Below are 25,673 nucleotides of genomic sequence, written 5' to 3' on the forward strand. Positions count from 1 at the left end.
GCCCGCCCTGACAGCCTGATCCCTCCAACACGGATCACGCAGCGCTACACCACCACCTGGGACTTGACCTCGTAGGAGTCGCGAGTGGACTGATGTGGACTCCAGTTCCCTTTCGTTCTTGCACGAATCTTGCACGGAGGGAGTCACAGTGCGACAACCAGTGCACCCCGAAGGGCCAGCGGATGGGACAGCCGCGACGCCAGCGACGCGTCGATCCGGGGGCAACAACACCGGCCGCAGACGAGGGTTCGGCAATGTCCGCCGACTGCCGTCGAAGAGGTATCAAGCCAGCTACCTCGGACCCGATGGCCGCCGGCACCTCGCACCCACCACCTTTCACACCAAGAGTGACGCCGAGGCCTGGCTCAGTGTCCAGTCCGCCGCCATCACCGAGGCCCGATGGCACCCGGCGCCCCACTCCCCCGCGCCGCTCCCCGCGTTCGCCGAGTATGCGCACTTTTGGCTGGCCGGCAGAGAGCTCAAACCCAGGACGCGAGCAGAGTACGCCCGACTCCTCACAGTCCTCATCGCCGCCTTCGGGCCCACCCCTCTTGACGAGATCACCCCCGAGGCGGTCAAGGCCTGGTACTCGGGCTGGGGACAGAAGCGTCCCGCTGCCCGCGCGCACGCCTATTCACTCCTGCGGACCGTCCTCAACACGGCCGTCGAAGAGGAGCGGCTGTCCGGCAACCCCTGCCGTATCCGTGGCGCCGGCCGAAACCCCAGCCGCCTCGGCATGCGCCCGGCCACCCTCGACGAGCTGACCCAGATCGCCGACGCCATGCCCGACCGGTACCAGCTGATGGTTCATCTCGCGGCGTGGTGCGCCCTGCGATTCGGTGAGCTCACCGAACTTCGCCGCAAGGACATCGACCTCCTCCACGGGCTCATTAGGGTCCGGCGTGCCGTGACCTGGCCCGACGGCCAGCCACACGTGGGAACGCCCAAGTCAGCCGCTGGCACCCGGGACGTGACCGTTCCTCCGCACCTCCTCCCCCAGATCCGTGCCCACCTCGCTACCCACGCCCAGCGAGGAGCCGACGGCCTGATCTTTCCCAACACCGACGGACGCCACATGCACCACGGCAGCCTCTACAAGGTCTACAAGCCGGCGCGTGCCGCGGCCGGAAGACCGGACCTTCGATGGCACGACCTGCGCCACACCGGGGCCACCCTCGCGGCGCACGCGGGGGCCACCACCCGCGAACTCATGGACCGTCTCGGACACTCGACCGCAAGCATGGCGATGCGCTATCAACACGTCGCCGACGACCGTCCGGCGGAAATCGCGCGGCGCCTTTCTGCCTTGGTCGAACAGCAAGCGGTCCGCTAGGTGGCGTGCGTCAGACGAACTGTGCTCGGTCACCTCATCTTCCGAAGTGTCAATCGTCGTCCCGACACTAGGCCGCTGGTTGTCGTTACGGCAGGCGAGGGAGTACGCCGGACTGATCCTGCCAAGCAGGACCGTCTGGTGGGCTTGTCGACGAACAACGCGCACCGAACCCTTGCGGGTGCGGCCCACGCAACGCGGCGACCGGGCCGCCCATGCACGCGGAGCACCGAAGCCGTCTTGGACAGGGCCTCAGTGGTTCGACACAACCCTCGATCGCCAAGTAGTAGCTCGAGCGCTCGGCCCCCACGGGTGGGGGACCAAGCGCTTGAGTGAAGCGTTCCGGTTCGCTTTAGTGATGCATGTGCATCCCGGCCCCGGCCTCTACCCGGGTGGCAGGCATCCGCAGGTACGCGAACACGGCCAGGACGAGAGCGATGCCGGCTGCGACGAGGAACCCGCGGTCGAAGCTGTCGACGACACCGGTGGCACTGGTGAGGCTGCCGGCAGTGCTGGCCACGGCGGAGAGGACTGCCACGCCTAGGGCGGCACCGACTTCGTGCCCCGTCATGAGGAACCCGGATGCCATCCCGGCGTGCTGGGGTGGGATGCCAGCCATTGCGGTGACGGACACAGGCGCGAAGACCATGCCGACACCCAGACCGATCGTGGCCAGGCCGGGCAGGACGCCGGTTGGGAAAGCGGAGCCGGCGGATGCCTGGGCGAGCAGGACCGCTCCGCCGGCAACGATGACCAGGCCGATAGCGGCGATGAGCCGCGGGGTCCCGTGCGCCATGGCGTGCTTGGCGATGACGGTACCGGCGGTGATGGCGAGGGCGAACGGAACGAAGGCGACGCCGGCCCGGATGGCGGAGTACCCCATGACGGTCTGGATGAAGATGGACGTCAGGAACACGGTTCCGACCAGGATGCCGGTGACGCCGAGCATGACGGTGGTGCCCGACACCAGGGACTTCACCTTCCACGTGTGCGGCGGGACGAGCGGGTTCGAAGCCTTGCTTTCCCGGACCTTGAACGCCACTGCAAGGAGCGCGGCGATGGCGAACGCGGCCAGGACGCGAGCGGAGAGCCAGCCGTGCTGCTCCGTCGCACCCAGGCCGTAGATGAGGGCGGCGAGGCTGCCGATGACGGTGGTAGCGCCGGCCACGTCGAACTGCCTGAGGGTGACGGCTGGGGTGGTGGCCGCCGGGATGACCTTGAGCCCGGCGACGAGTGCGACGGCGCCGATGGGCGCGTTGATGAAGAAGATGGTTTCCCAGCCTGCCCACGTGGTGAGGGCTCCGCCGAGAAGGACGCCGACGGCGACGCCGAGGGAGCCGACGGCACCCCACAGGGTGAGTCCGAGGCGGCGCTGAGCGCCGGAGTACGTGGTCATGATGATGGAGAGTGCGGCCGGGGTCATCAAAGCCGCCGCGAGGCCCTGACCGGCGCGGGCAGCGATGAGTTGGTTTGCGCTGCCCGCGAACCCGCTGACGATGGATGCGATGGTAAAGATGGTCAGGCCGGTGAGGAACACCCACTTGCGCGACAGTAGGTCGGCGATGCGGCCGCCGAAGAGGAGGCCGCCGCCGGACATCATCAGGTAAGCAGTGACGACCCACTGCATGTCTGACCCGTCCAGGTGCAGGTCGCGACCGATGGACGGCAGTGCGGTGTTGACGACGGAGATGTCGAGGACGACGAGAATCTGTGCGGCGAGGGCAAGGGCCAGGACGGCCCAGGACGTGCGTGGCCCATCCCTGTCGTCGTGTTGGGCGGCGGTCGGTGCGTGGCCGTGGTGGGTCGGGGTGTGGGGTGCGGCGTGGGTGTCCGCGGTGGCGGTGTCGACCACGAGCGGATCGGCGGCGGGCTTGGCGTGCATGACAACTCCTTGACGGGTTTCGGCTGGCGGTCCACCACCAGGGGGTGAGCTGTTGGTGGGGTGATGCCTACCGTCGTCCGAACGCCGTGGGCTCGCGCCGGTCAAATGGCCGGGGTGTGCAAGGCGTGCGGCGTGCAAGGGCGTGGGCGCAGAAGCAGCCCGGTGCCACCGGCTGGCGAGAACCCGACATGCGTGGACCCGTTGGCCGTCGGGGACACGCGCCGGGAATCCGCTTTCGCCGCTGCCTCCCCACCATCGAGTTGGTGGGGAGGGCCCGGGGAGCTCCACCACGATGGTGTGCACTCCGGGTGCGACAGGTCGAAGAGGTCAGTTGAAGTCGAGCTGGGCGAGCTCGGTCCGTGAGCTCACGCCGACCTTGGTGAACACGTTGCGCAGGTGAAACGCTACCGTCCGCGGTGAGACCCAGCACTGGGCGGCGACATCCTTGTTCGACAGCCCGGTACTGACGAGATGGGCGACCTTGAGCTCCATCGGTGTGAGGTTCAGCAGGGTGGATGGATCGCGCTTGCGGGCGGTCTCCCCGGACGCTCGCAGTTCCTGAGAGGCGCGCTCGACGAGGGGGACGGCACCCAGCTCGGTGAAGGTCTCCAGCGCCGGCCGCAGGTGAGTGCGGGAGTCGACGCGACGGTTCGTACGGCGCAGGAACTCCCCGAACGCGAGCTGGGTGCGTGCCAGGTCGTAGGGGCGGCCGGCTTGCCGGTAGTGAGCGACCGCGCGTTCGAACGCCGCCGTCGAGGCAGCCGGGTCAGTCGCGGTCAGGGCACGTCCGAGCTCGAGCGCACCCAGCGCCCAGGCGTATCCGGTCCCGGGGGCGAATCGGGCCAGCTCCTCTACCCAGGTGCGGGCTTGGTTGGTGTCGCCGGCCCGGACTGCGGCTTCGAGTCGGTCGACGGCGGCCATCCGGTGCAGGGCGGGGACGCGCATCCCGGACAGGTGGTGCAACGCTGCTGCCGTTTCACCTTGCGCGGTCGCGCGGGCGCCCTTCGCCCAACGGGTCACGTCGTGTGCGGGGCCGGCCATGATGCCCAGAGGGTGTCGAGCAGAGACCTCTTCGAGGGATGCAAGATGGCGGTCGAAGTCGTCGCTGCCCGTCAGGGCAGCAAGCAGCGCCATGCATGCCAGTGGCGCGGCGGTCAGGGTCGGTTGCCCGACGCTGCGCGCCAAGGTCAGCGCTTCGTCGGCGGAGCTGAGCGCTGCCGTCCACGGTCCAGTCGGTAGTTGGGCGAACATGAGCCGTTCGAGGGCGTAGACGACGACCATGCCGGCGCCTGCCTCCCGGGCGGTGGACTCCATGGCGGAGTAGTAGAAGCGGGCTCCCTCATCGTGGCCCAGGTGCAAGGCGGTGTTGCCGAGGTTGCCCATGACGTCCAGGTCCTCGACGTGCCGCCCAGCGTCCAGTGCGAGTGCCAGCGCTGGAACGGCGCCGTCCCAGTCCTGGTCGCCGCACGCCGTCAGGGCGCCCAACAGCAGCCGCAGGCACGTGGTGCGTTCGGTGTCTCCTGACGAGGGAGCCAGCAGCTTCGCGAGCACCTCGTCACCTAGGGTGGCTCCACTGTCGGCGCCATAGGTGCGGTTGAGTGCGGCGGCGCACGCCATCTCCAACGCACGGCCGGTGTCGTGGTCCGCGACCGTGCGGGCGGCGACTGTGAAGATGCGGTGCGCGTCGACGGCCGACCCGACGTTGACCTCGATGCGGGCGCGCAGCCGGTCGATGTCGGCCCGTTGTAGCGGGTCGACGGCAACGTCGCGTGCTCCGGATGCCAATGCGCGCGCACGAAGCGCCTGCCCTGCTGCCCACGCGGTGCGACCAGCTCCGAACAGGCTGGTAGCGCGGTCCGTCTCGTTCTCGGTGAGTTCGGCTGAGCGTTCGAACGCGTCCGCTGCCGCGACATGGCCACCGCGTTGTTCAGCGCGGTCGGCGACGTCGTGAAGGGCTGCAGCGACCTCGGCGTCGGGTCCGTCAGCCGCAGCAGCACGGTGCCAGGTCGCACGATCCGGGTCGTCGACGCCCACTGCCTCAGCGAGGGCGCGGTGGACCTGGCGCTGCTCGTAGCTGGTCGCGGCTTGGTACACGGCCGAACGGACCAGCGGATGCCTGACAGCCACGACGTCGCCGGTGACGGTGAGCAGGCCTGCTCGTTCAGCGCCGTCCCACCCGGCCGCGTCGACACCAAGCGTGGCGGCCGCCTGCCGGACGGTGGCGACTCGTCCTGTGGCGTCGGCAGCGGCGACCAGCAACAGCGTCTGAACCCCTTGAGGCAGGCGACGACAACGGTCCAGGAAGGCGCGTTCCACTCCTGCGGTCAACGCGAGCCGTTGTGGCAACGGCGCCTGCCCGTGCAGCTGAGCCGGGCTCAGTCCGGTGGGCAGCTCGAGCAGGGCGAGGGGATTCCCACCGGTCTCGCGGACGAGGCGCTCGGCAACCTCGCCCGACAGGGGATCCCCGCCACGTTCGTCGAGGAGCTGACGGGCGGCGGTGCCGTCCAATCCATCGAGCTGCAGGGTCGGCAGCCCGGGCGGAGCGAATTCTCGTCCTGCTGGGTCGCCGGTTCGGGCGGCGAAGACCATCGCCACGGGGTCGGCGGCAAGCTGCCGGGCGGCGAACAGCAACGCGTCCGCGGACGCGGAGTCGAGCCAATGCGCGTCATCGACGACCACCAGAAGCGGATGGGCGGGTTCGGCTGCGTCGGTCAGCACTGACAGCGTGGCAACACCGACGAGGAAGGGCTCGACGGCGGGCCCGTCCTCGAGTCCGAACGCGATCCGCAGCGCCCGAGCCTGAGGGCGGGGTAGGTGGTCGACGTTTGCCAGGGGACGAAGCAGGCGAAGTAGCGCTGCGTACGGCAATGGTGACTCGGACTCGACACCGGCAGTGCGCAGCACCCGAACGTGCCCACCCTCACCCGAAAGTCGTCCCAATGTGGAGAGGTCGCGCAGCAGGGCGCTCTTGCCGACGCCTGGCTCCCCCAGCACGACGAGGGCGCCGCCGATACCGGCGCGTGCTTGGTCCACCAACGCGCCAAGCCGCGCGCGTTCGGGCTCACGGCCGTGTAGCACCAGCCGACCGTACCGCCGGCCCGGCCGCCCTGCGCGGCGTCCCGGCACATTGACCGCGGAATGCTGACCCGCCCGGCGCAACGTGGACTCACCGAAGAACGCCATGCCCAACTGAAGGACTCTCCATGACCGCAACCGACGCTCCCCCGGGCCCCACCGTGAGGGCCGCCATCAACCGCATCGCTACCGTCCGTACATCCAAGCGCTTGGGTCCTGGGTGCGCACCACTCGTTCGCGGACGTCCCACCGATGTGGGTGCTCATCCACCCCGGCGGCCGAGGCCCCCGGGCCCCTGATGCGTGACGAGGACCACTTGGAGCGGGCACGCCAGCAGCGCGCCGATGATCCGACCAGTGAGTGCACCGGACGCCGTGAGCCTCCGGGCTGCGCAGCGGCCGCGGGTGACCGCAGCGCCGTCGAGTGCCGTACGACTGTTCAAGCACTCGGCGGCGAAGGTCAGGCTGCTCGGAGGGTGTTGCGCCCGAGCCGCCAGACCAGCAGCCCGAGCGCGAGCATCGCGAGTCCGCCCTTCATGACGGCGCTCCATCCACCCGCGGACCACAGCATGCTGGCGATGGCGGATCCACCCGCCCCGCCGGTCATGGCGCTGGTCACGACGGCCGTGTTGAAGCGGCCTCGAGCGTGGACGTCGATGCTGACCAGCCGCGTCTGGTGAAGAACGTTTTCGGCTTGGACGGCGACGTCCAGCACGAGCACGGCCGCCAGGACGCCGAACAGGGTGTGCGACCCCACGGCGCCGATGGTGAGGGCGAGAATGGGCAAGCCGAGGGCGGCACCGGTCGCTGGGGTGGACTTGCCCACGTCGTGGGCGCGACCGACGTGTCGGGCTGCGAGAGCCCCCGCGAGCCCGACCAACCCGACGAGGCCGATCTGGACTGCGGTCCACGAGTAAGGCTCGGTGCTGAGTAGGAAGGTCAACGCGCTCCAGAACAGGGAGAAGACGCCGACATTGAGCGCGCCAAGCACGAGAGTCACCTGAACGACCCGGTGGCCGCGCACCACGGCGAACACTGACCGCAGCAGGGCGACGTAGCCGGCGGACACCGGCGCTGGAGCGGCTGGCAGGAGCCGGCCTAGCATGAGCGCAAGAGTGGCTGTGACCATGGCAGCGAGGAGGTAGATGGCACGCCATCCGAAAGCACTCGCGAGGACTCCGCTGACGGCGCGGGAGACCAGGATGCCGGTGAGTAGACCCGACACGATGCTCCCGACCACGCGTCCGCGTTGGTCGTCACCGGCGAGGTCGGCAGCGAGCGGGATGAGCAGTTGTGCGGCCACGGTCGTGAAACCGACCAAGGCCAAGGTCATCAGCAGGACTGGGTAACTCGTGACGAGTCCGGCGGCTGCGAGGGCGACAGCGCAGGCGCCCATGACCAGTGGGAGGAGCCGTCGAGCTTTGAGCCGGTCACCGAGCGGGACAAGCAACAAGACGCCAGCGGCGTAGCCAGTCTGGGTCACGGTGACGAGCAGGCCGGCAGAGCCCGCGGACACGTCGAACGTTTCAGCGATGACGTGAAGCAGCGGCTGTGCCCAGTACGTGTTGGCGACTGCGGCACCTCCAGCGAAGGCGAACAGAGCAGTCATTGTCCTGCTCATGCCGCGAGCCTGGGCGGCTGGTGAGCGGTGGGAAGTGGCGGTGTCGGACACGGTCGTGGCCTTCCGGACGGGGTCCCCGGTGATAGTTGGTGACCTGTCCACCCTGACGTCGATGGACTGCATTCGCCCCGGTCAGATGACCGGGTGCCTGGACAGTCCGCGTCGGCCGCCTTGACTGGAGCGCCTCGCGGTGTGAGCAGGGTGTGCGCGTCCACTGCCGCGACCCGCAGCACAGCCCGCAGAGACTGTCGGTGACCAGGGCTGTCGGCGACGTCAGTGGCGTGCGGAGACCAGGCCCTGGTCCTCCCTACACCGAGCAAGGGGCGTGAAGGCGGTGGCTCGATGGATGACGGTCGAGGCGGAATCGGCCTCGTGCCAGAGCTCGGTGCTCGCACAACGTCGCTTGATGAGGCGGGGCGAGGGGCGCGCCGTTGGCCCGGTGCACGGGTGCCGGAGTCACAACCCCAGCATGGTGGCGTTGCGAACGGCGTCGATGACGGCGTGTGCCAGCGCCGGACCGCCGAGGTTGCGGCTACGACGCCACGCAAGTGACAGGCCAACCCCAAGCGCGACGTGCACGACGACAATCTCGACCACCAGCAGCGGCAAGGGGAAGCCGGAGGCGACCGGCAGGTGCCACAGGCCCCACAGCGCGGACACGAATGCGGCGGACTGCCAGCGGCGTGAGTCCCCGTCGTGGTGCACGTGCGCGTCGAGGGCCCCGCGGAAGGCGACTTCCTCGAGGAGGAACGTGGCCGGGTAGTACAGGGCGGTGTACTTGGCCAGCGCGGCAACCGCGGCCATGGCAGGCAGGGGCGTCCCGGTCGCGATGTGCACTGCGCCAAACACGGTGCCCATGCCCACGGCCCCGATAGCCATGGGGAGTGCGGCCGAGCGCACGGTCGCGACGATGGAACTGGCACGCAGTGAGAACGCTGCCGCGACTGCACCGGCCATGGCGGCCAGGTACCAGCCGAACTCGGTCCAGTCGGCGGCCGTGAACGCGCCGACCGCGTAGTACCCCGGGGTGATGGCCAGCACGGTTGCCATCGCGAACCCTCGGCGGTCCAACGCGAACCGGGTCGTGCCTCCAGCGAACAGCTCACGCAGCGGGCGACGGCGCACCAGCAGCTGGAAGGCGGCGGTCATCGGGATGCCGAGCAGCAGGTATGCGTTCCTGCTGAGGTGCAGCAGGTATCCGGCAGTCACCCAGATGGCCACCAAGGCGACCGCTTCGGCGGCCCGGCGCCCCTGGGAGGGTTCTGGTCGAGGCCCGCGGGTCACCCACGAGGCAGGGCTGGCGTCGGGGCTGGCGTCGGGGCTGGTGTGCAGAGTCATGGCTCTGTGCTCCGTCCGGTGAGCTGGAGTGCGCCTGGGAAGTTGGCGCACGCACGACTCTTCTCCGAACCGGTCACGCTCACCCCGGCACAACGGCCGGGATTCGGCCCGGCCTCGTGGTCTCCTCGGGTCGACACCGACGTGTCGACCCGAGGAGCGCCCCCCCCTGGCGGTCCGTGGTGCTCGCGCAGCATCACGCACCGGGTCAGATGCCCAGGACGAGCCGGTTTGCTGCCGCACCCGTTCCCACCGCGGTGACGGCATGGGCCGCTTCGACCAGCGGATGCAGCTGAGTAGCCGTGGGCTGCACCTTCCCTTGGGTGATGAGGTCGTTCAAGCGCTCGAGGGTGGATGTGTTCTCCTTGGCGACGAACATGCGCAGCTGCTGGCTGACGAACGGGGAGAGCAGGGCGGCGCCGAGCTGGCGTTGGATGCCACCGACCCATCGGTCGCCTTCACCACCGACGATGACGAGCCTGCCCTTGGGTGCGAGGGCGCGGCGCAGCCGTCGCGTGGAGGTGCGACCGAAGACGTCGATGATGACGTCGTAGGTGCGGGTGCCGTCGGTGAAGTCGCCTCGGGTGTAGTCGATCGTGTGGTCGGCGCCGAGGGCGGCGGCGTGATCCTGGTGACGGGGTCCGGCGACTGCCGTGACCTCGGCGCCGGCCGCCTTCGCGGCTTGGACGGCGATGGAGCCGACTGCTCCGGTGGCACCGACGACCAGAACGTGTTCGCCGGGTTGCACCTTCGCGTGGTCACCTACTGCCTGCAGGGCGGCGAAGGTGGCGTAGGGCAGGACTGCGGCCTGCTCGAAGGTGAGCTGGGCCGGCTTGCGCGCCATCTTGGTCGGGGATGCGGTGACGTACTCGGCATACGCGCCGCGGGCTGCGCCGTAGACCTCGTCGCCCACGGCGAAGCCGGTCACGTTCGCACCGACTGCTTCGATGCGCCCGGCGTAGCTGACACCGGGTACCCGGATCTTGGGGCTGCGCAGGCCGGTGCCGAGGCGCATCAGGTACGGCTGTCCGGTCATGAAATGCAGGGCGCCGCGGTCGACGCCGGCGGCGACGACGTGGACGAGCACCTCGTCGTCGCCGAACTGCGGGCGGTCGATGTCGTCGAACCGCAGCGAGGAGGCGTCTCCGTAGTGGTCTTGCACGATGGCTTTCATCTCAGGGGGTCCTTTGCGTGGAATGGAGGTGGGGTGAAGGTGGTGCTGTGTTGGAGCGGTGTTGCGAGGGGTTCAGTCGTCGAAGGGTGCGAGTGCGATGGCGGCGGAGAACGCGCCGTACCGGCACAGGAAGCGGGCACGGCCGTGTGGGACGCGGGCTGCCTCGTTCGCCCAGACACCGGTGAAGTACCTCTTGAAGCCGTCGCGGGGGTGGTCGCGAACGGTGGTGGTCAGGACGCCCGGTGGCAGCTGCCAGGTGCGAACGCCGGCGACGTCGACACCGGTGCCTGCGGCGAGCAGGTAGGCGACGGGTCCGAAGTCGAGGGTGACGCGGGGGCTGTGGTGCAGGGTGATGGCGGTCTGCAGCGTTTCGGTGGCGGCCGTGGACAGGCCCACCTGTTCGGCGACGTTGCGGGCGAGGCGGGCTGAGGCGAGGGTGAAGTCGTCGCGGCCGGTGGCGGTGACCAGGCCGGTGTCGTGCAGGAGGGCAGCGGCGTAGAGAAGCTCGGCGTCGACGTCGACTCCTTCGAGCTCGCCGACGGCGCGGGCGAACCTGTAGGAGCGGTGGCTGTGGTTGAGCAGCGGCGACGGCAGGACTCTGGTCGCCGCGTCGGTGGCTGCGCGGGTCAGGGGTGAGGTCGGCGGGACGAGCCGGGCGGGGTCCACATACGCGTTCCGGCCTGGGTGCAGGTGCGTCAGCAGGCCCAGGCGTCCGACGGCGTTGCCGGCGTGGGCTCGGGCGAGGTCGACCAGCAGCCCACGCGCTTCAGCGGGTTGCAGGCGTCCGCCGGTGCGCATGGTCCACGCGTGCGTTCCGACGGTGGTGTCGGGGGTCATCGGTTACTCCTTGCTCACAGCGGTGTCCCGGTGCAGGGGCGCCTTCGGGTCCACTTCGAGAGTGACCCCAGGGGTGGGTGGTTCGCCCCGGTCAACTGACCGGGTTCTGAACCGTGACGCTGCCCAGACGCCCGTGGCGCACCACCAAAGGACTGGCAATCCTGGCCATGTGACCGGGGCGAGGAAACCCGCTGACGGCAACTGTGGGGACTGTGGCCGTCCACCTCGGACGCCAGGAAAGGGGAAACCGTCATGACCACCTCAACCGCCGTTGACACCCCGGCCGCGACCAGCTCGCCCGCTACTCGGGTCGAACCGATGGGTCGCATCACGTTCGCGTCCATGGCCACCGGTGCGCTGGTCGCCCTCACGCTCATCGTGGCGGTCGTGCCCGACGCGTCCGAGGCCCGCGTCGTCGGCGCGGTCCTCCTCGCGTTCGCGACCGGGTGGGCGATGCTCGCGCTCCTCACCACCCGGTGGACCACGCAACCGCAACGGTGGGCGCACGTCCCTGCCGCCGTGATGGCGACCTCCGGCGCCGTCCTGGCCGCTGTCGACCCGGGCGAGCCGGCCATGACCCTCCTGTCATGGGTGTGGGTGCCCGCCCTGCTCGTCCTCGGTGTCTGGGTCTGGGGCCAGGTACGGCGCTCCATGCCCGGCCGGTCCCGGCTGCTCGTCTACCCGGTGGCCGCCGCCATGCTCCTCGCCGGCACCGGCGGCCTCTACCACGCCAGCACCGAGTCCCCGACCGCTGCGGCCGGACCCATGCCGGGCAAGCTGGTCGACGTCGGTGGCTACCGGCTCCACCTGAACTGCACCGGCACCGGCTCCCCGACTGTCGTCCTGCTCAACGGGCTCGGTGAGACCTCGCCGCTGTGGGCACGCGTCCAACCGGCCGTCGCCGCCACGTCCCGTGTGTGTGCCTACGACCGGGCAGGGCAGGGCTGGAGTGACGACTCGCCGAACCCAGCCGACGCCACCACCGCTGCCACGGACCTGCACCAGCTGCTGAGCGCGGCCGGTGAGACCGGTCCGTTCGTCCTAGCCGGGCACTCCAGCGGCGGCGTCCACGCCCTCACGTACACGCATCTGTACGACAGCGACGTCGCCGGCGTCGTCCTGCTCGACAGCGCAAGCCCGCACCAGGTCGAGCTCGTCACCACGTTCAACGGGGAGTACCAGGTCATGCGCCGTGCCCTCGCAGTCGCACCGACCCTGTTCCGTTTCGGTCTCGGCAACGCGATGGGCGGTCCCGCCCTGCCAGGCCGTGCCGGTGCGCAGGTCGCTGCGTTCGCCAACAGCCCACGAGGCTTGGCCAACACGCGCGCCGAGCAAGCCGCACTGCCCGTCGCGTTCCGCCAGGCGCAGGCACTCGCCACGCTCGGGAACATCCCGCTGGTCGTCCTCACCGCCAAGGACAACGTCGACGATAAGCCCGGCTGGGCAGCGGCTCAGGACCAGATGGCCGCCCTGTCCAGCAACGCGCGGCACACCGTCGAGAACCAGTCGCACGTCGGCCTCCTCACCGACCCCACCGGCGCCGGCGGGACCGTCACCGCCATCGCCGACGTCGTCACCGCCAGCCGCACCCACGCCCTACTGCCCACCCGCTGACACCCCTTCGTCAGCGTCTGCGCAGCACCGAACTCCCGCCGCACCCGATTGGAGACCCTCATGCCCACCCACGGTCGCCGCGCCCTGCGCATCGCCGCCTCCACCACCCTCGCCGTCACCACCCTGGCCGCCCTGGTCTTCGCTGGAGGATGGGTCACCACAGCCCAAGCCAACAGCCCAGCACCCACCCTCCCTGTCCGGGACCTTCCCGCCAGCCGCCCATCCTCGAACGGCCCCATTCACGTCGCCGTCGCCCTGGGCGCGTCCGGGAGTGTCGGCAGCGACGCCCTCGCCCCGTTCGAGGTGTTCGCGAGCTCCCCGGCGTTCTCCGTGTACGCCGTCGCTGCGACCCCCAGCCCCCAGCCCACGCAGGGCGGCCCGGCCATCGTCCCCACGTACACCTTCGCCGACACGTCCTCCGGGCGCGCACCCCGCCCGGACGTCGTCGTCGTCCCCGCCGTCGCTGCCGCGAGTGGACCAGCCGAAGCGTCCCTGCGCGACTGGGTCACCCAGCAGGCAGCCGCCGGCGCACGAATCCTCAGCGTGTGCAACGGCGCCGAGATCCTGGCCGCTGCCGGCCTCCTCGACGGACGCACGGCCACCGCCCACTGGTCCCGTCTGGGCGCCTACGCCAAGAAGTACCCGGCAGTGCACTGGGTTGCCGGCAAGAGGTACGTCCGGGATGGAGCGATCACCTCCACCGCCGGCGTCACCTCCGGCATCCCCGGAGCGCTGCGCGTCATGGCCGACCTCGCCGGCACCGACGAGGCCACGCGCGTCGGCCGACTCGTGGCATACCCGAACTGGTCGCTGACCCAGTCGCCCGACATCCCCACCCGGTCCTTCGCCCCCACCGACCTGCCCATCGCCCTGAACGTGGTCATCCCCTGGGGCCGGCCCACCCTCGGCATCGCCCTGACCAACGGCATCAGCGAGATCGACATCGCCAGCACCTTCGAGGTGTACGACGTGTCCTACGCCGCCCGACCCATCCCCGTCAGCTCCACCGGAGCCGTCATGACCAGTCACGGGCTGGTGCTCCACACGAGCAGCGTCGGTCAGGCCCCCACGCCAAACCTGTTGGCTGTCCCCGGACCGGCGGGCATCGCGGGACTCGACCCCGCCCTCCGGGCTTGGGCTGAGAAGAACCGCGTCCCCGTCGACGCCGTCCACGGATCCGGCAGGTCGCCCGGGTTCGACGGCGCCCTGCAGTACCTGTCCGCCCACGCCGGCCGAGCGGCCGCGCTCTCGGCCGCGAAGATGATGGACTATCCGGCCACCCAACTGCGCCTGGAGGACGCCGGCAGCGGCGTCCGAATCCCCGTGTTGCTCGTGTTCGGTCTGCTCCTGGTTGCTACTGCAGCGGCGGCACCCACCGTGGTGCGCCGTGCACGCACGAGCTCAGCCACGAGGTCGAGCTCGCCAGCCCACCTCCGCGCCTTCGGCTGATGGGACCGGTCTGCCGCCGTGTGCCGCGACTGGCCGCGATCGTCGTCGTAAGTGCGTTGCTCGCGTACCTCGGAACCCTCGCTGCGGTGCGCGGTCCGGTTGCCGCCTACCGCATGGCCACCAACGGTCGCCCCAGCGTAGACACCTGGCGGATCTTCCCTCAGCGCTCGGTGGAGAGCACGGGCGTGCACGCCGCGTTGGCGACCTCACCCATGCCAACCTTCCCGGAGACCGTCGCGGTGCCCGACTTCTTCGACGTCTCGCAGAAGCGGGTCGCCCGCTGGAGCGATCTTTTCGCGCAGACCAACGCGCGCGCGTTCGTCGTCGTGCACGACGATGCGGTGGTCTACGAGGCCTACCCGAACGGCGCGCATCGCGACGATGTGCAACCGGGCTTCTCGGTCACGAAGTCGTTCATGTCCACGCTCATCGGGATCGCGATCCATGACGGGAGGATCCGAAGAGTCGACGACCCTGTCGTCGGCTACCTCCCCGAGCTGCTCGGCCGCGGGCTCGACGACCTCCGCATCCGTGACCTGCTCACCATGAGCTCGGGCGTCGGGTTCGACCAGGTCGGCGCCGTGTTCCCGCTGCTGGCCGCGTTCAGCGACGACCCGCGCGTCTACTACTCACCGGACCTGCGGTCCATCGCGCTCGGTGTGCGAGCGGGCGCCGAGCCGGTCGCGCAGGCGTTGCGATACAACGACTACTACCTGCTCCTCGAAGGGATCATCCTCGAGCGGGTGACCGGCCAGAGCCTGACGTCCTACCTGTCGGCGAAGCTGTGGTCGCCGCTGCAGATGGAGTTCCCCGCGTCCTGGAGCCTGGACAGCGACACCGACGGCTTCGAGAAGCCGGAGGCCGGCCTCAACGCCCGCGCTCTCGACTTCGCGCGGCTAGGACTCCTCTACCTGCACGACGGCCGCTGGGCCGGTGCGCAAGTCGTCCCGAGCGGATGGGTGCGCGCCGCCACCGTGCCCGACGCGGGTGACACGCGCCCTTGGCTCACGGCGCCGCGATGGAAGGAGCTCGGCTACTACGGCTACCACTGGTGGGGTCTTCGGGGGGCCGATGGACACCTACGACTTCATGGCTCGCGGGAACCTCGGCCAGATCATCTACGTGTCGCCCGCCACGAAGACAGTCGTGGTCAGGCTTGGAGGAGGACCCGACCCGGACACGTTGTGGCCGTTCGCGATCCGCGCACTGATCGCCGACCTCTACCCGACGCCTGACGTCGGATCATCGGGCCGATGACGAGCCAGAACGTCCACCAGACCCGGGGCCGTTCCGAACCCGGCCATTTCACCGGCGCGGACACCGCCACCCCACCGGCGCCTTGGACATGGATGACAAACCCGTGCCAACCCAAAGGAGCCCACCGTGTCCGCCACCCCCGCACCCAGCACCCTTGCACCCGACACCCGCTCGGCCGACCCCACCAGCACACCCGCCATCGACACCATCGACACCATCGACACCGCCGACCCGCGGGCCCGTCAACGCCAATGGGTCGCGCTCGGACTCCTCGTCTCCGCGCAGTTCGTCGTCATGCTCGACACCTCCATCGTCAACGTGGCCCTCCCCTCCATCCAGAGGGACCTCGCACTCAGCGCCACGGCCATCACCTGGGTCGTCAACGCGTACGTCCTCACCTTCGGCGGCCTGCTGCTCCTGTCCGGTCGCGCCGCAGACCTCTTCGGCTGCCGCCGCCTGTTCACCGCCGGCTCCGCTTTGTTCACCATCGGCACCCTGCTCGCAGCCCTCGCGACCAACCCCGCGCTCCTCATGAGCGGCCGCATCATCCAAGGCGCTGGTGCCGCAGCACTCAGCCCAGCCGCCATGTCCCTCCTTTTGCTGACCTACCCCGGACCCCAACGAGCCCGCGCCATGAGCATGCGGGGTGCCGCCTCAGCCGTGGGCGGAGCCACCGGGGTCATGGCTGGCGGACTCCTCGTCGGCATCTTCGGCTGGCCCTCCGTCTTCTACGTCACCGTGCCCATCTCCATCTCCATCGCCGCCGTCGCGCTCGCCCGCTCCGTCCTCCCCGTAGGCGCACGAGGCCCTCGCCGCCCCTTCGACTGGCACGGTGCCGCCGCCATCACCGGCGCCGTCATCGCGCTCGTGCACGGCGCCCTGGGCATCGCCGACGGCGGCCTCACCGCCCCGACCGTCCGGGGCAGCCTCACGGCCTCCGCCGCCCTCCTCACCGTCTTCATCGCCGTCGAACGCCGCACCACCGATCCCCTCGTACCCCTCGAGCTCTTCGCGTCCCGAACCATGAGGACAGGGGTGGCCCTCGCCGTGCTCGGCGGCGCCGCCCGAGCCTCGACCTTCGTCCTCGTCGCCCTCTACCTCCAGCAGGCCCTGCACCTGGCCCCCAGCAGGCCGGACTCGCCATGGTCCCCACCTCCCTGACCGGGTTTGCGTTCTCCCTCGCCCTCCTCCCACGGATCCTGCGAAGGTTCGGCCCGCAGCGCACCCTCCTTGCCGGCCTCGTGGTTCTCGCGGCAGGCCAGCTCTGGCTCGCCTACGCACCACGAGACAACGGGTACGCCACCGCCGTCCTCCCCGGGCTCCTGCTCGTCGCGGTCGGCGTCGCCCTCAGCTTCACCCCCACCACCATGGTCATCGCCTCCGCCGCCCCTGCCACCCACACCGGACTCGCATCCGGCCTCGCCGGCTCAGCCACCCAGGTCGGAGCCGCCCTCGGCACCGCCACCTTCACCGCCATCGGCGTCTCCATGGCTGCACCCGCCTCCGGCCACCTCGGCGCCAACGGCTTCTCCGCCGCCTTCACTGCAGCCGCTGCCGTCGCACTCATCACCGCCGCACTCGGCTCCACCATCGCGTGCACCCGACCCGGCTCCCGGTGAGTCCGATGGACGAGCGTCTTGGTCTCCGCGGGTGGGTCAACCATCCGACGCCCCCCCTTCGGTCGCGAAAGCGCAGACGGGTGTAGACGAGGGGCGCAGCTGCAGCCGGCCATCGGCGACACCGTGGGCGGCGTCCCCGAACCGAGTCCAGGCATCGTCAGCCAGAGGCGTGCGCCCACGGCTACTGGTGCGGCTCTGTTTCGGTGCCGCCGGAGGCCCGCACCTGCATGCGTTCGCCGACGCGTCCGAAGATGCTGAGCACCTCGGCCGGGCCCTCGCCGGTGCTGCCGAACCAGTGCGGCACCCGAGTGTCGAACTCGGCCGCCTCTCCCACACCCAGGACGAAGTCCTGGTCGCCGAGGATGAGCCGCATCCTGCCGGACAGCACGTAGAGCCACTCGAAACCCTCGTGTCCGCGGGTGCGTGGTGTCGTCTGGGATGCCGGGACGATGATCTTCCACGCCTGCACCCCACCCGATCGCGTCAGCGGGAGGACGGTGCGTCCGTTCACGTGCCGGGGTTTGAGCCTGACCCGTGGGTCTCCCACCTCGGGGGCTCCGACCAGGTCATCGATCGGCACCCGGTAGACATGGGCTAGCGGGAGCAGCAGTTCCAGGCTGGGCCGGCGTTGCCCGTTCTCGAGCCGCGACAGGGTGCTCTTGGACAGGCCCGTCCGTTCGGCCACGTCGGTCAAGGTGAACCCGCGTTGCGCGCGCACCCGCCGCAGTCGCCGCCCGACACCCGCCAGGGCCTGCTCCAACGGTGACCCGAGACCGTGTGCCGCGGACTCCGCGGAGCTGGGTGACCTTTCCTTCTTCGGCGTCGTCACGAAGCCATTGCATCGTGCGATTCCCGGAATCAGCAACAGTGGTTGCCGTGGAGTCCTGGCGAGGGTGACTCTCATGGCATGAACGAATACGACGTGGTGATCATCGGCGGAGGCGCCGCCGGCCTCTCCGCAGCCCTGGTGCTGACGCGAGCGCTGCGGCGAGTGGCCGTGATCGACGCCGGCCAGCCACGCAACGCGCCTGCCGCCCACATGCAGGGCTTCCTGGGCTCCGACGGCCTCCCGCCCACCGAGCTGCTGGCGTCTGGCCGGAGAGAGGTAGCCGGCTACGGCGGGCACCTGCTGTCCGGCCGCGTCGGCAGCATCAGCCACCTCCCGGCCGCCCCGGCCGCCGGGCAGTTGCGCTTCGAGGTCATCCTCGACGACGGATCCACCCTTCGAATCCGTCGCGTCCTGGTCACGACCGGGCTGCGCGACGACATCCCTGACCTCCCGGGAGTGCGCGAGCGCTGGGGCCGTGACCTGCTGCACTGCCCGTACTGCCACGGCCATGAGGTCCGCGACCAGCCCTTGGGCGTGCTCGGTGGTTCACCCGAGGCGCTCGCGCACGCCCACCTCGTCCGGCAGTGGTCACCCGACGTCGTCTTCTTCGCCCACGGCGACCCGCTCACGGCCGACCAGCGAGAGCTCCTCGCGGCCCGCGCCATCGGCGTCGTCGACGCCCCGGTCGCCGGGCTCGTCGTCGAGGACGACCGACTCACCGGGGTCGAGCTGGTGACGGGTCAGGTGGTCCCCCGAGCCGCGGTCTTCGTCCGCCCCCGGTTCGTCCCCAACGACACGCTGCTGACCGGCCTCGGTTGCGCGAAACACGACAACGGCTGGGTCGCGGTCGACGCCACCGGGAGGACCAGCATCGCCGGAGTATGGGCGGCCGGGAATGCCGTCAACCCGCGCGCCCAAGTCATCACCGCCGCAGGCGAGGGCTCGTCCGCAGCCATAGCCATCAACAACGACCTCGTCGACGAGGACGTCCGCATCGCCGTCACGAAATCCAGGCTCGGCCTCCCCCTCTGAGCCTCTCCCGGCCCCTCCCGCCCCATCGACCCACCGGCCGCGCCCGGCGTCGCCGGTGACGGCATTCCTCTCACGCCGCAAGGAGCTTCAGCATGCCCAACGCCCAGCCCACGCCCCAGCCCGACCCGACGACCGCAGCACACCCGGTCGCACCGAAATCCGCTGGGCCGCCCAGCAAGCACCAGCTGGCCCTGATGATCTGGATCGCCGTCTTCCCGACCCTCACCGTGCTCAACCTGGCGATCGGCCCGTGGCTCGCTGCCACCGGCCCCGTCCTGCGCACTTTTGTGCTGGCGACCATCGCAGTCCCGATCGTCATCTACGGGATCATGCCGCGACTGCACCGCGTGCGGATGCGGCTGCTGTCCCGGCGAGCCGCCTGACCCGGCCCGGACTCCTGGACCGGTCCCCCAACCGGACCTCGTTGGCGCCGGCAACCCCCTGCTGGATGCTGGTGACCGACCGGGTCCACCCCAAGGCCCAGCAGGCGAGATGCAACCTGCTGATCCTCACTCGGTCGCTCGAGGCGTCAGTCCCGCGCCGCTCGGCCCGCAACGGGTCGGGCGGCGGTTCCTGGCGCTATATGCACTCTCGTACGCGGGGGGATCGCTCCTCTTCCTCGGCCCCCTGCTGGTGTCGCTGGCCCTCAAGGTCGACGACCTGGTCGGCATCGCCGACGCCCCGAGGAACCTCGCGCTCGTCACCGGCGTCGGCTCGCTGCTCGCGATCGTGAGCAACCCGCTCTTCGGCCGCTTGAGCGACCGCACGACGTCACACCTTGGTATGCGACGACCGTGGATGGTCATCGGTCTGCTGGGCGGCACGGTGGGAACCCTAACGATCGCCCTCGTCTCCAGCATCCTGGTCGTCCTCGTCGGCTGGTGCGTGGTTCAGATCTTCCTCAACGCCCTGCTCGCGGCCCAGGTCGCGATCCTGCCCGACCACGTGCCGACGGCCCAGCGCGGCCTCGTCTCCGGAGTCCTCGGAGTCTGCCTCCCGGCGGCCTCCGTCGCTGCCACCTACTTGGTCCAAGCCTTCGAGGGACGACAGCTGATGACGTTCCTCGCCCCCCTGCTGCCGGGCGGCACGCTCGTCGTCGTCTTCACCACTTCCCTGAACGACCACCATCTCGACCCGACCGACAAGCCGCCGTGGTCGCTCCGGCAGCTGGTGGAGACGTTCTACGTCAACCCACGCGCCAACCCCGACTTTCGCGTGGGCGTTCGCCAGCCGGTTCATGTTCGTCATGGCGTACGCGTTCCTCGTGACCTACCAGGCCTACTACCTCATCGACGAGGCCGGCGTCCTCGAAGGCGAGGTCGCACATGAGGTCTACCTCGGAACCCTGGCGCAGTCCGTGGTCCTCGTCATCGCCTCCCCGGTCACCGGCCGGTGGTCCGATCGACCTCAGCGACGGAAGGTCTTCGTCGTGGCCGCCGCGGTGATCTACGTGGCGGCCCTCTTCATCATCGCCACGGCCAGCGGGGGCGGGGGCTACCTTTTCGGCATGGGCATCGGAGGTCTGGGATTCGGCATGTACATGGCCGTCGACCTTGCCCTCGTCGTCGACGTCCTCCCGGACACCGGCTCCGCAGCCAAGGACCTTGGCGTACTCAACATCGCCGGCGCCCTGCCCTTCGCCCTCGCGCCCGCTCTGGCGCCAGTCGTGCTCGGCGCCGGCGAGAACAGCTACTCCACCCTCTATCTCGTGGCTGGCACCTGCGCCCTGCTCGGTGCCGCCGCCATCATCCCTGTTCGTCGAGCTCGCCGATGGGGCACTCCATGGACGCTGGACCATCGATGTCATGTCCGGAGACGTGGATGAGCCACACCCTCGAGCATCACGGCAGCACGTCGAGGTGCTGACACCGTGAGCACCCGCAAACCTCTCGACCGACCACGCTTCTGGCGCCCCCAGATGCCGTCGGTGCTCCGTGAGGAGCCCCAGTACCGTCTCCTCTTCACCGGTCAGGTGCTCTCCATCCTGGGTGACCGCGTCATGATGGTCGTTCTTCCCTTCGCGGTCCTGGCCGTCGGCGGCAGCGTGGGTGACGTGGCGATCGTGTCGGCCGCCCAGTTCATCCCCTTCGCGGTGCTGGCACTGCCGGCCGGTGTGTGGGCCGACCGGCTCGATCGCAAGAAGATCCTCATCGCCTCTGACGTCACACGATTATCCTGCCAGCTCGCGGCCGGCATCCTCGTGGTGACTGGGGCTGCGCACGTCCTCCATCTCGCTCTCCTGGCGGCCTTGTACGGTGCAGCAGATTCCTTCTTCGCCCCAGCCTTCACCGGGCTGCTGCCCGGCACCGTGTCTCCCACCAACCTGCAACCGGCGAACGCCCTTCGTGGTCTCAGCTTCTCCGCCAGCTCGATCGTCGGCCCCGTGCTGGCCGGATTTCTCGTCGCCGTAGCGGGGCCGGGAGGCGCCTTCCTCTTCGACGCCGGGACGTTCGCGGTCTCGATCGCCTGTCTCATCCCGATCCGCACGCGAGTGGCCGCCCAGGTGCTGCACGACGAGGACCCCGACGCAACGACGACTCACTTCCTGTCCAGCCTCAAGGAAGGCTGGTCGGAGGTGCGCAGCCGCCCATGGGTCACCTCGTTCCTCGGCGGCATGTGCAGCTACCACGTCATCGTGCTCCCCGCGATCTTCGTGCTCGGGCCCGTGCTCGCCGAGGAGGAGCTGGACGGCGCAAGGTCCTGGGCCATCATCACGGCTGGATTCGGCGTCGGTTGCGTCGTCGGCGACGTGCTCCTGCTGCGCTGGAGGCCACGCTTCGCGCTTCGCGTCGCGAGCCTGATGTTGATCGGTGCATCGTGTCAGGCGGCGTTCATCGGCAGCGGTTTGGGTGAGTGGTCGATCGCCGGGCTGGAGGTACTGGCTGGCATCTGCGTCACCGGTACCTTCACGCTCTGGGAGACGTCGCTCCAGGAGCACGTGCCCGACCGCGCACTCTCACGTGTCTCCAGCTACGACTACCTCACCAGCGCCGGCGTGATTCCGCTGGGCAACTTGCTCATCGGGTTCGTCACGGTCGCCATCGGGCAGCACCACGCTCTGCTCGCCATGACCGTCCTGGGTGTGACTGTCGCCGTCGCCGTCGCCCTTGTCCCAGCCGTGCGTCAGCTGCCACGGGCACAGACAGTGACCGCCGTCGGGGAGGTCTGACCTCCGACCGCACAGCGGGCTGTCCCTGCCGGAGTACCGCGTCGGCGCGGCCGGCGCAGTGACCGCCCAGGCCCTGACCACGATGTACGGCTGGCGGTCCTGTCCTCGCAGTCGCGCATGCCAGCGCTCATCGGCCTGATGCCCGGGACGCTGCTGCGCTGCTCCCGCCTGGTGCATCGGGTGCGCGTTCCGACCCACCAGACGCGGAAGGAGCGCCTGACAACGACGGAGGTCGGAATCGCTCATCCTGTCGATCGCACGCCGGCGACTCGCCACCCGTTCCGGAAGCCCGGGAGTACGCCTTCCCGCGTCGAGAACCCGGCCTCTTCGGACCGAGGCGGCCACGAGGATGAAGTCGTTGTGGCAGCCGGGTCGAGGACGAGCTCGGAACCGAGCCGGGCCAGGACGCATGTCAGGACGCGAGGTATCCCGAAGCCTCCATTCACAGGTGGCCCATCGCGCGCTCATAACCCCATCGCCCCGTCGACGGTGATGACTTGCCCGGTGACGTAGGACGACTGCGGAGCGGACAGCCACAGCACCGTGTCGGCGATCTCATGCGGCTCGCCGATGCGTCCGAGGGCGATGAGTGAGTGGTATCGGTCGAGCTTCGCTTGGCGGTCGGCCTTGGTGGTGCCCTGCAGGTTCTTCTCCAGCATGGGGGTGCGGATGGCGCCCGGGCGTATAGCGTTGATTCGCACCCCTCGGGCTGCGAACTCCTTGGCGGCGGCGACCGTGAGGGCTTCGACGCCGGCCTTGGCGGCGGCATAGCTACCGGTCCCGGGCATCCTCAGCTGGGCGTCCATCGACGAGGTGTTGACGACGGTGCCGCCGTTGCGCAGCAAGGCAGGCAGCTCGTGCTTGAGGCACAGCCAGACACTGGTCAGGCTCGCGCGCACGATGCCCTCGAACTCGGCGAGGGTCATGTCCGAGAATCCGCCCGCACCCGTGGCGGCGTCGGTGTTGGCGGCGTTGTTGAATGCATGGTCCAGGCGCCCGAAACGGGCCAGGACGTTTGTCATCAGGCGCGCGACCGCATCCTCGCTGGTGACGTCGGCCGGGAAGAACTCGACGTCACCCAGGCCCCTCAGGGACTCGGCAGCGGCGTGGCCGCGTTCGGGTGATCGTCCGCACAGAGCGACAGACGCTCCCTGCTCCAGGAAGGCCCGTGCCGTCGCCAAGCCGATCCCGGACGAGCCGCCGGTGACCAGCGCGACTTTGCCGGCGAAGCTATTCCCGGGTTCAGCCGACATGAGCGGACTGGGGTTGCGTGACGGTACGCCCGAGGTAGGCGAGCAGGCGACGATGCGCAGGCTGGTGGCCGCTGATGGTGACGGCTGGTCCGAACACACCTGGCACCCGGTATGCGTCGACGCCGCCCATCTGCTCCATGGTGTCCAAGAGCGCCGCGCACGCGTTCTGGTCGGCGAGGTCCTCCCGGTCGATGGCCACGGCGAGGTCCAGGCCGTGGACGAGGATCTCGGTGAGATGGATGACCGCGGCGAGCGGTGCCGGCAGGGTCCCGAGGCCGAGAGTCAGGGTGCCGGTCAGCGCGTCCCGGCGGGCCCATGCCGCTACGTCGTCGGTGGCGGCGGCCTGGAAGGCTGCGACGGCGTCGGCGCCCAGCCAGTCGGACTCGTGCTCGGCGCGGGCCGCGACTCCGTTGAGCTCATCGGTGTAGAGGCAGATGCCGCCGACGAGGTGGTTGGTCACCTCCCGCACCGTCCATTCGGCGCACGGCGTGGGCTGGTTCCAGCCATCGCTTGGCACGGCGGCCACGATGGCGCCGGTGGTCTGCAGGGCGGTGGGGATGCGGGTGGGAACGTCGTTCACGAGGCACTCCTTGCTGTGGGCGAATGGATGGTGTGGACGGATCGACGCCCACGGTGCCGGACCTTGATCGGCGGGCGCATCGGCGCCCGGGTGGACAGTGGGCCAGCTGGTCGGACCGTCTCCACCCCTGGGTGGAGAGCTGCTTGTCCACCCGTGAGGCGATGCGCGGACGGTGCGGGTCTCCCTACCGTTGCGGTGCCGGCTCACGGTGAGCCGGCAACGACGAGAGGGAAATCGGGTCATGTCGACCGCGCAGTACGCACTCAACCTCGGCCTCCTGCTCTACATCCTGGCCACCAACCTCGGCACGCGCCCCGTGACCAAGAGACGCATGCTGCTCCCGGTCGTGCTGGTCGCCGTTGCCGCGGGATTCTTCCTGCGAGATGTCCCAACGAGCGGGAACGACGGGACGCTCGAGCTTCTCGGGATCGCGGTCGGCGCCGTGCTCGGCGTGGTCGCTGGCCTCCTCGTCCGCGTGCGTCAGGGAGCGGACGGTCGCCTTCATACCGAAGCCGGCGCCCCGTACGCGTTCCTCTGGGTGATCGTCATCGGTGGTCGCGTGCTCTTCGCCTACGGCGCGGATCACTGGTTCAGCCGGGACATCGCAGCCTTCTCTGTGGAGCACCAGATCACCGGTGCAGGCGCGTGGACCGCCGCGTTCGTGCTGATGGCCCTCACCATGGTCCTGGCTCGAGTCGCCGTCACCGCCACCCTCGCCGCCCGCTCGGTTCGGCTCGACCGGACGGCGGTGGCGGCATGACCGACATGACGAGGGAGACGACGACGCGACCGCGCCCGTGGTCCGCACTGACCCGTCCGCGCACCACGGGCCAGGCCTTCACGGCCGGACTGGCCGTGCTCGCCGGGACGCTCGCCATCACCGTCGTCGGTGGTCTTCTCACCAAGCTCTTCATGCGTGAAGCCTCTGGCATGCTCCGGGCGCTGGTGGTGGTCGCTGTCCTGACCGTGGTTGCTGTGGCCGTCCGGCCGCACTACGGCTCGTGGCGGGACCTCGGCGTCACCCCGTGGACGCCGAGCTCGGGCTCCGGTCTGCTCCTCGTGGCACTCTCCTTGGCCGTCAGCCCGTTGGCCTTCGGCGTCCAAACTTTGGAGCCGAAGGTGTGGCTGCTGCTGCTGGCCGGCTACCTGCTGACCGGGTTCACCGAGGAGCTGGTGTGGCGCGGCATGGCCTGGCGTGTGCTGACCCTGCTGGGTCCGGCACGTGGACCGCTGGTCGGCTCCGCCCTCTTCGGCCTCGCGCACCTGGGCAACGTGCTCTACCGGGACAGCGTGGTCCTCGTCGCCGCGCAGGTGTGGGGTGCGTTCTGTTTCGGGCTCGGGTATGCCGCCCTGCGCCGACGGACCGGCACCATCGTGCCGTTGATGGGCCTGCACCTGCTGACCGACCTCTGCGCGGCCGTCAGCTCAGGACCGTCCTTGGCACTGCTGGTCGGTCAGGACGTCGTACTCCTCACGCTCGGTGTCGTCCTGCTCGCCCGTGACTCGAGGTCCGCTCGCCGGCTCGGCGACGGTGGCCCGCTTCCACAACGGCGCGGGTCCACCGCGACGAACCTAGGGTGAGGGGTGTGACAGCAACACCCTCGTCGCGCCCACCGGA

At 69.8% G+C, this 25,673-nt stretch carries 22 protein-coding genes; 13 read left to right on the plus strand and 9 right to left on the minus strand.

The window, feature by feature from the left end; translation table 11 throughout:
- Positions 1-148 precede the first annotated feature (148 nt).
- The gene (locus ABD979_RS11515) at positions 149-1,333 is read left to right on the plus strand and encodes a tyrosine-type recombinase/integrase (protein WP_345507617.1); all 1,185 of its coding nucleotides are present in this window, start codon (positions 149-151) and stop codon (positions 1,331-1,333) included.
- A gap of 349 nt (positions 1,334-1,682) precedes the next feature.
- On the opposite strand, the gene ABD979_RS11520 is transcribed toward ABD979_RS11515, so the two are convergent.
- The 6 genes from ABD979_RS11520 to ABD979_RS11545 form a co-directional block, all read right to left on the minus strand.
- Complete coding sequence (locus tag ABD979_RS11520; protein WP_345507618.1) at positions 1,683-3,212, minus strand: MFS transporter; 1,530 nt, start codon at positions 3,210-3,212, stop codon at positions 1,683-1,685.
- Positions 3,213-3,539: 327 nt separating this feature from the next.
- On the minus strand, positions 3,540-6,395 hold the full coding sequence (locus tag ABD979_RS11525) for a helix-turn-helix transcriptional regulator (RefSeq protein ID WP_345507619.1): 2,856 nt from the start codon (positions 6,393-6,395) through the stop codon (positions 3,540-3,542).
- Between the two features lie 351 nt (positions 6,396-6,746).
- Positions 6,747-7,907, minus strand: coding sequence for an MFS transporter (locus ABD979_RS11530; RefSeq protein ID WP_345507620.1), 1,161 nt, complete (start codon positions 7,905-7,907; stop codon positions 6,747-6,749).
- A 456-nt stretch (positions 7,908-8,363) separates the two neighbouring features.
- A complete protein-coding gene (locus tag ABD979_RS11535; RefSeq protein WP_345507621.1) occupies positions 8,364-9,245 on the minus strand; it encodes a CPBP family intramembrane glutamic endopeptidase in 882 nt (293 codons plus the stop codon).
- A 205-nt stretch (positions 9,246-9,450) separates the two neighbouring features.
- Complete coding sequence (locus ABD979_RS11540) at positions 9,451-10,416, minus strand: NAD(P)-dependent alcohol dehydrogenase (protein WP_345507622.1); 966 nt, start codon at positions 10,414-10,416, stop codon at positions 9,451-9,453.
- A gap of 72 nt (positions 10,417-10,488) precedes the next feature.
- Positions 10,489-11,253 carry an HD domain-containing protein gene (locus tag ABD979_RS11545; protein ID WP_345507623.1) on the minus strand — a complete coding sequence of 255 codons (765 nt, stop codon included), beginning with the start codon at positions 11,251-11,253 and terminating at the stop codon, positions 10,489-10,491.
- A 318-nt stretch (positions 11,254-11,571) separates the two neighbouring features.
- Here ABD979_RS11545 and ABD979_RS11550 point away from each other — a divergent pair, with 318 nt between their 5' ends.
- The 5 genes from ABD979_RS11550 to ABD979_RS11570 all read left to right on the plus strand — a co-directional run bounded on the left by ABD979_RS11550 (position 11,572) and on the right by ABD979_RS11570 (position 17,192).
- On the plus strand, positions 11,572-12,867 hold the full coding sequence (locus ABD979_RS11550) for an alpha/beta fold hydrolase (protein WP_345507624.1): 1,296 nt from the start codon (positions 11,572-11,574) through the stop codon (positions 12,865-12,867).
- A 60-nt stretch (positions 12,868-12,927) separates the two neighbouring features.
- Complete coding sequence (locus ABD979_RS11555) at positions 12,928-14,316, plus strand: DJ-1/PfpI family protein (protein WP_345507625.1); 1,389 nt, start codon at positions 12,928-12,930, stop codon at positions 14,314-14,316.
- Positions 14,316-15,551, plus strand: coding sequence for a serine hydrolase domain-containing protein (locus ABD979_RS11560; protein ID WP_345507626.1), 1,236 nt, complete (start codon positions 14,316-14,318; stop codon positions 15,549-15,551). Before ABD979_RS11555 ends, ABD979_RS11560 begins: the two co-directional genes overlap by 1 nt.
- 148 nt (positions 15,552-15,699) lie before the next feature.
- On the plus strand, positions 15,700-16,734 hold the full coding sequence (locus ABD979_RS11565) for an MFS transporter (RefSeq protein ID WP_345507627.1): 1,035 nt from the start codon (positions 15,700-15,702) through the stop codon (positions 16,732-16,734).
- Between the two features lie 80 nt (positions 16,735-16,814).
- Positions 16,815-17,192: an MFS transporter gene (locus ABD979_RS11570; protein ID WP_345507628.1), complete on the plus strand. Its 378-nt coding sequence runs from the start codon at positions 16,815-16,817 to the stop codon at positions 17,190-17,192.
- Positions 17,193-17,373: 181 nt separating this feature from the next.
- Here the strand turns inward: ABD979_RS11570 and ABD979_RS11575 are convergent, their stop codons facing one another.
- Positions 17,374-17,952 (minus strand): helix-turn-helix domain-containing protein, encoded by a 579-nt coding sequence (locus ABD979_RS11575; RefSeq protein ID WP_425583968.1) that lies wholly within the window; start codon positions 17,950-17,952, stop codon positions 17,374-17,376.
- A 147-nt stretch (positions 17,953-18,099) separates the two neighbouring features.
- Here ABD979_RS11575 and ABD979_RS11580 point away from each other — a divergent pair, with 147 nt between their 5' ends.
- The 5 genes from ABD979_RS11580 (at position 18,100) to ABD979_RS11600 (ending at position 22,222) form a co-directional block, all read left to right on the plus strand.
- On the plus strand, positions 18,100-19,053 hold the full coding sequence (locus tag ABD979_RS11580; RefSeq protein WP_345507630.1) for an NAD(P)/FAD-dependent oxidoreductase: 954 nt from the start codon (positions 18,100-18,102) through the stop codon (positions 19,051-19,053).
- A 92-nt stretch (positions 19,054-19,145) separates the two neighbouring features.
- A complete protein-coding gene (locus ABD979_RS11585; RefSeq protein ID WP_345507631.1) occupies positions 19,146-19,436 on the plus strand; it encodes a putative antibiotic biosynthesis monooxygenase in 291 nt (96 codons plus the stop codon).
- A gap of 109 nt (positions 19,437-19,545) precedes the next feature.
- On the plus strand, positions 19,546-20,382 hold the full coding sequence (locus ABD979_RS11590) for an MFS transporter (RefSeq protein ID WP_345507632.1): 837 nt from the start codon (positions 19,546-19,548) through the stop codon (positions 20,380-20,382).
- Positions 20,318-20,878, plus strand: a complete 561-nt coding sequence (locus ABD979_RS11595) for an MFS transporter (protein WP_345507633.1) — start codon at positions 20,318-20,320, stop codon at positions 20,876-20,878. The genes ABD979_RS11590 and ABD979_RS11595 overlap by 65 nt, the downstream gene beginning before the upstream one ends.
- A 45-nt stretch (positions 20,879-20,923) precedes the next feature.
- Positions 20,924-22,222, plus strand: a complete 1,299-nt coding sequence (locus tag ABD979_RS11600) for an MFS transporter (protein WP_345507634.1) — start codon at positions 20,924-20,926, stop codon at positions 22,220-22,222.
- A gap of 464 nt (positions 22,223-22,686) precedes the next feature.
- On the opposite strand, the gene ABD979_RS11605 is transcribed toward ABD979_RS11600, so the two are convergent.
- Both ABD979_RS11605 and ABD979_RS11610 read right to left on the minus strand, forming a co-directional pair.
- On the minus strand, positions 22,687-23,475 hold the full coding sequence (locus tag ABD979_RS11605) for an SDR family NAD(P)-dependent oxidoreductase (protein ID WP_345507635.1): 789 nt from the start codon (positions 23,473-23,475) through the stop codon (positions 22,687-22,689).
- On the minus strand, positions 23,465-24,055 hold the full coding sequence (locus tag ABD979_RS11610; RefSeq protein ID WP_345507636.1) for a TIGR03086 family metal-binding protein: 591 nt from the start codon (positions 24,053-24,055) through the stop codon (positions 23,465-23,467). The genes ABD979_RS11605 and ABD979_RS11610 overlap by 11 nt, the downstream gene beginning before the upstream one ends.
- A gap of 241 nt (positions 24,056-24,296) precedes the next feature.
- On the opposite strand from ABD979_RS11610, the gene ABD979_RS11615 reads away from it, so the two are divergent.
- The gene (locus tag ABD979_RS11615) at positions 24,297-24,815 is read left to right on the plus strand and encodes a hypothetical protein (protein ID WP_345507637.1); all 519 of its coding nucleotides are present in this window, start codon (positions 24,297-24,299) and stop codon (positions 24,813-24,815) included.
- Positions 24,812-25,636, plus strand: a complete 825-nt coding sequence (locus tag ABD979_RS11620) for a CPBP family intramembrane glutamic endopeptidase (RefSeq protein WP_345507638.1) — start codon at positions 24,812-24,814, stop codon at positions 25,634-25,636. Before ABD979_RS11615 ends, ABD979_RS11620 begins: the two co-directional genes overlap by 4 nt.
- The last annotated feature ends 37 nt before the right edge of the window (positions 25,637-25,673 follow it).

Origin of the sequence: Terrabacter aeriphilus (assembly GCF_039542985.1) — a bacterium.
GTDB classification, from domain to species: domain Bacteria; phylum Actinomycetota; class Actinomycetes; order Actinomycetales; family Dermatophilaceae; genus Terrabacter; species Terrabacter aeriphilus.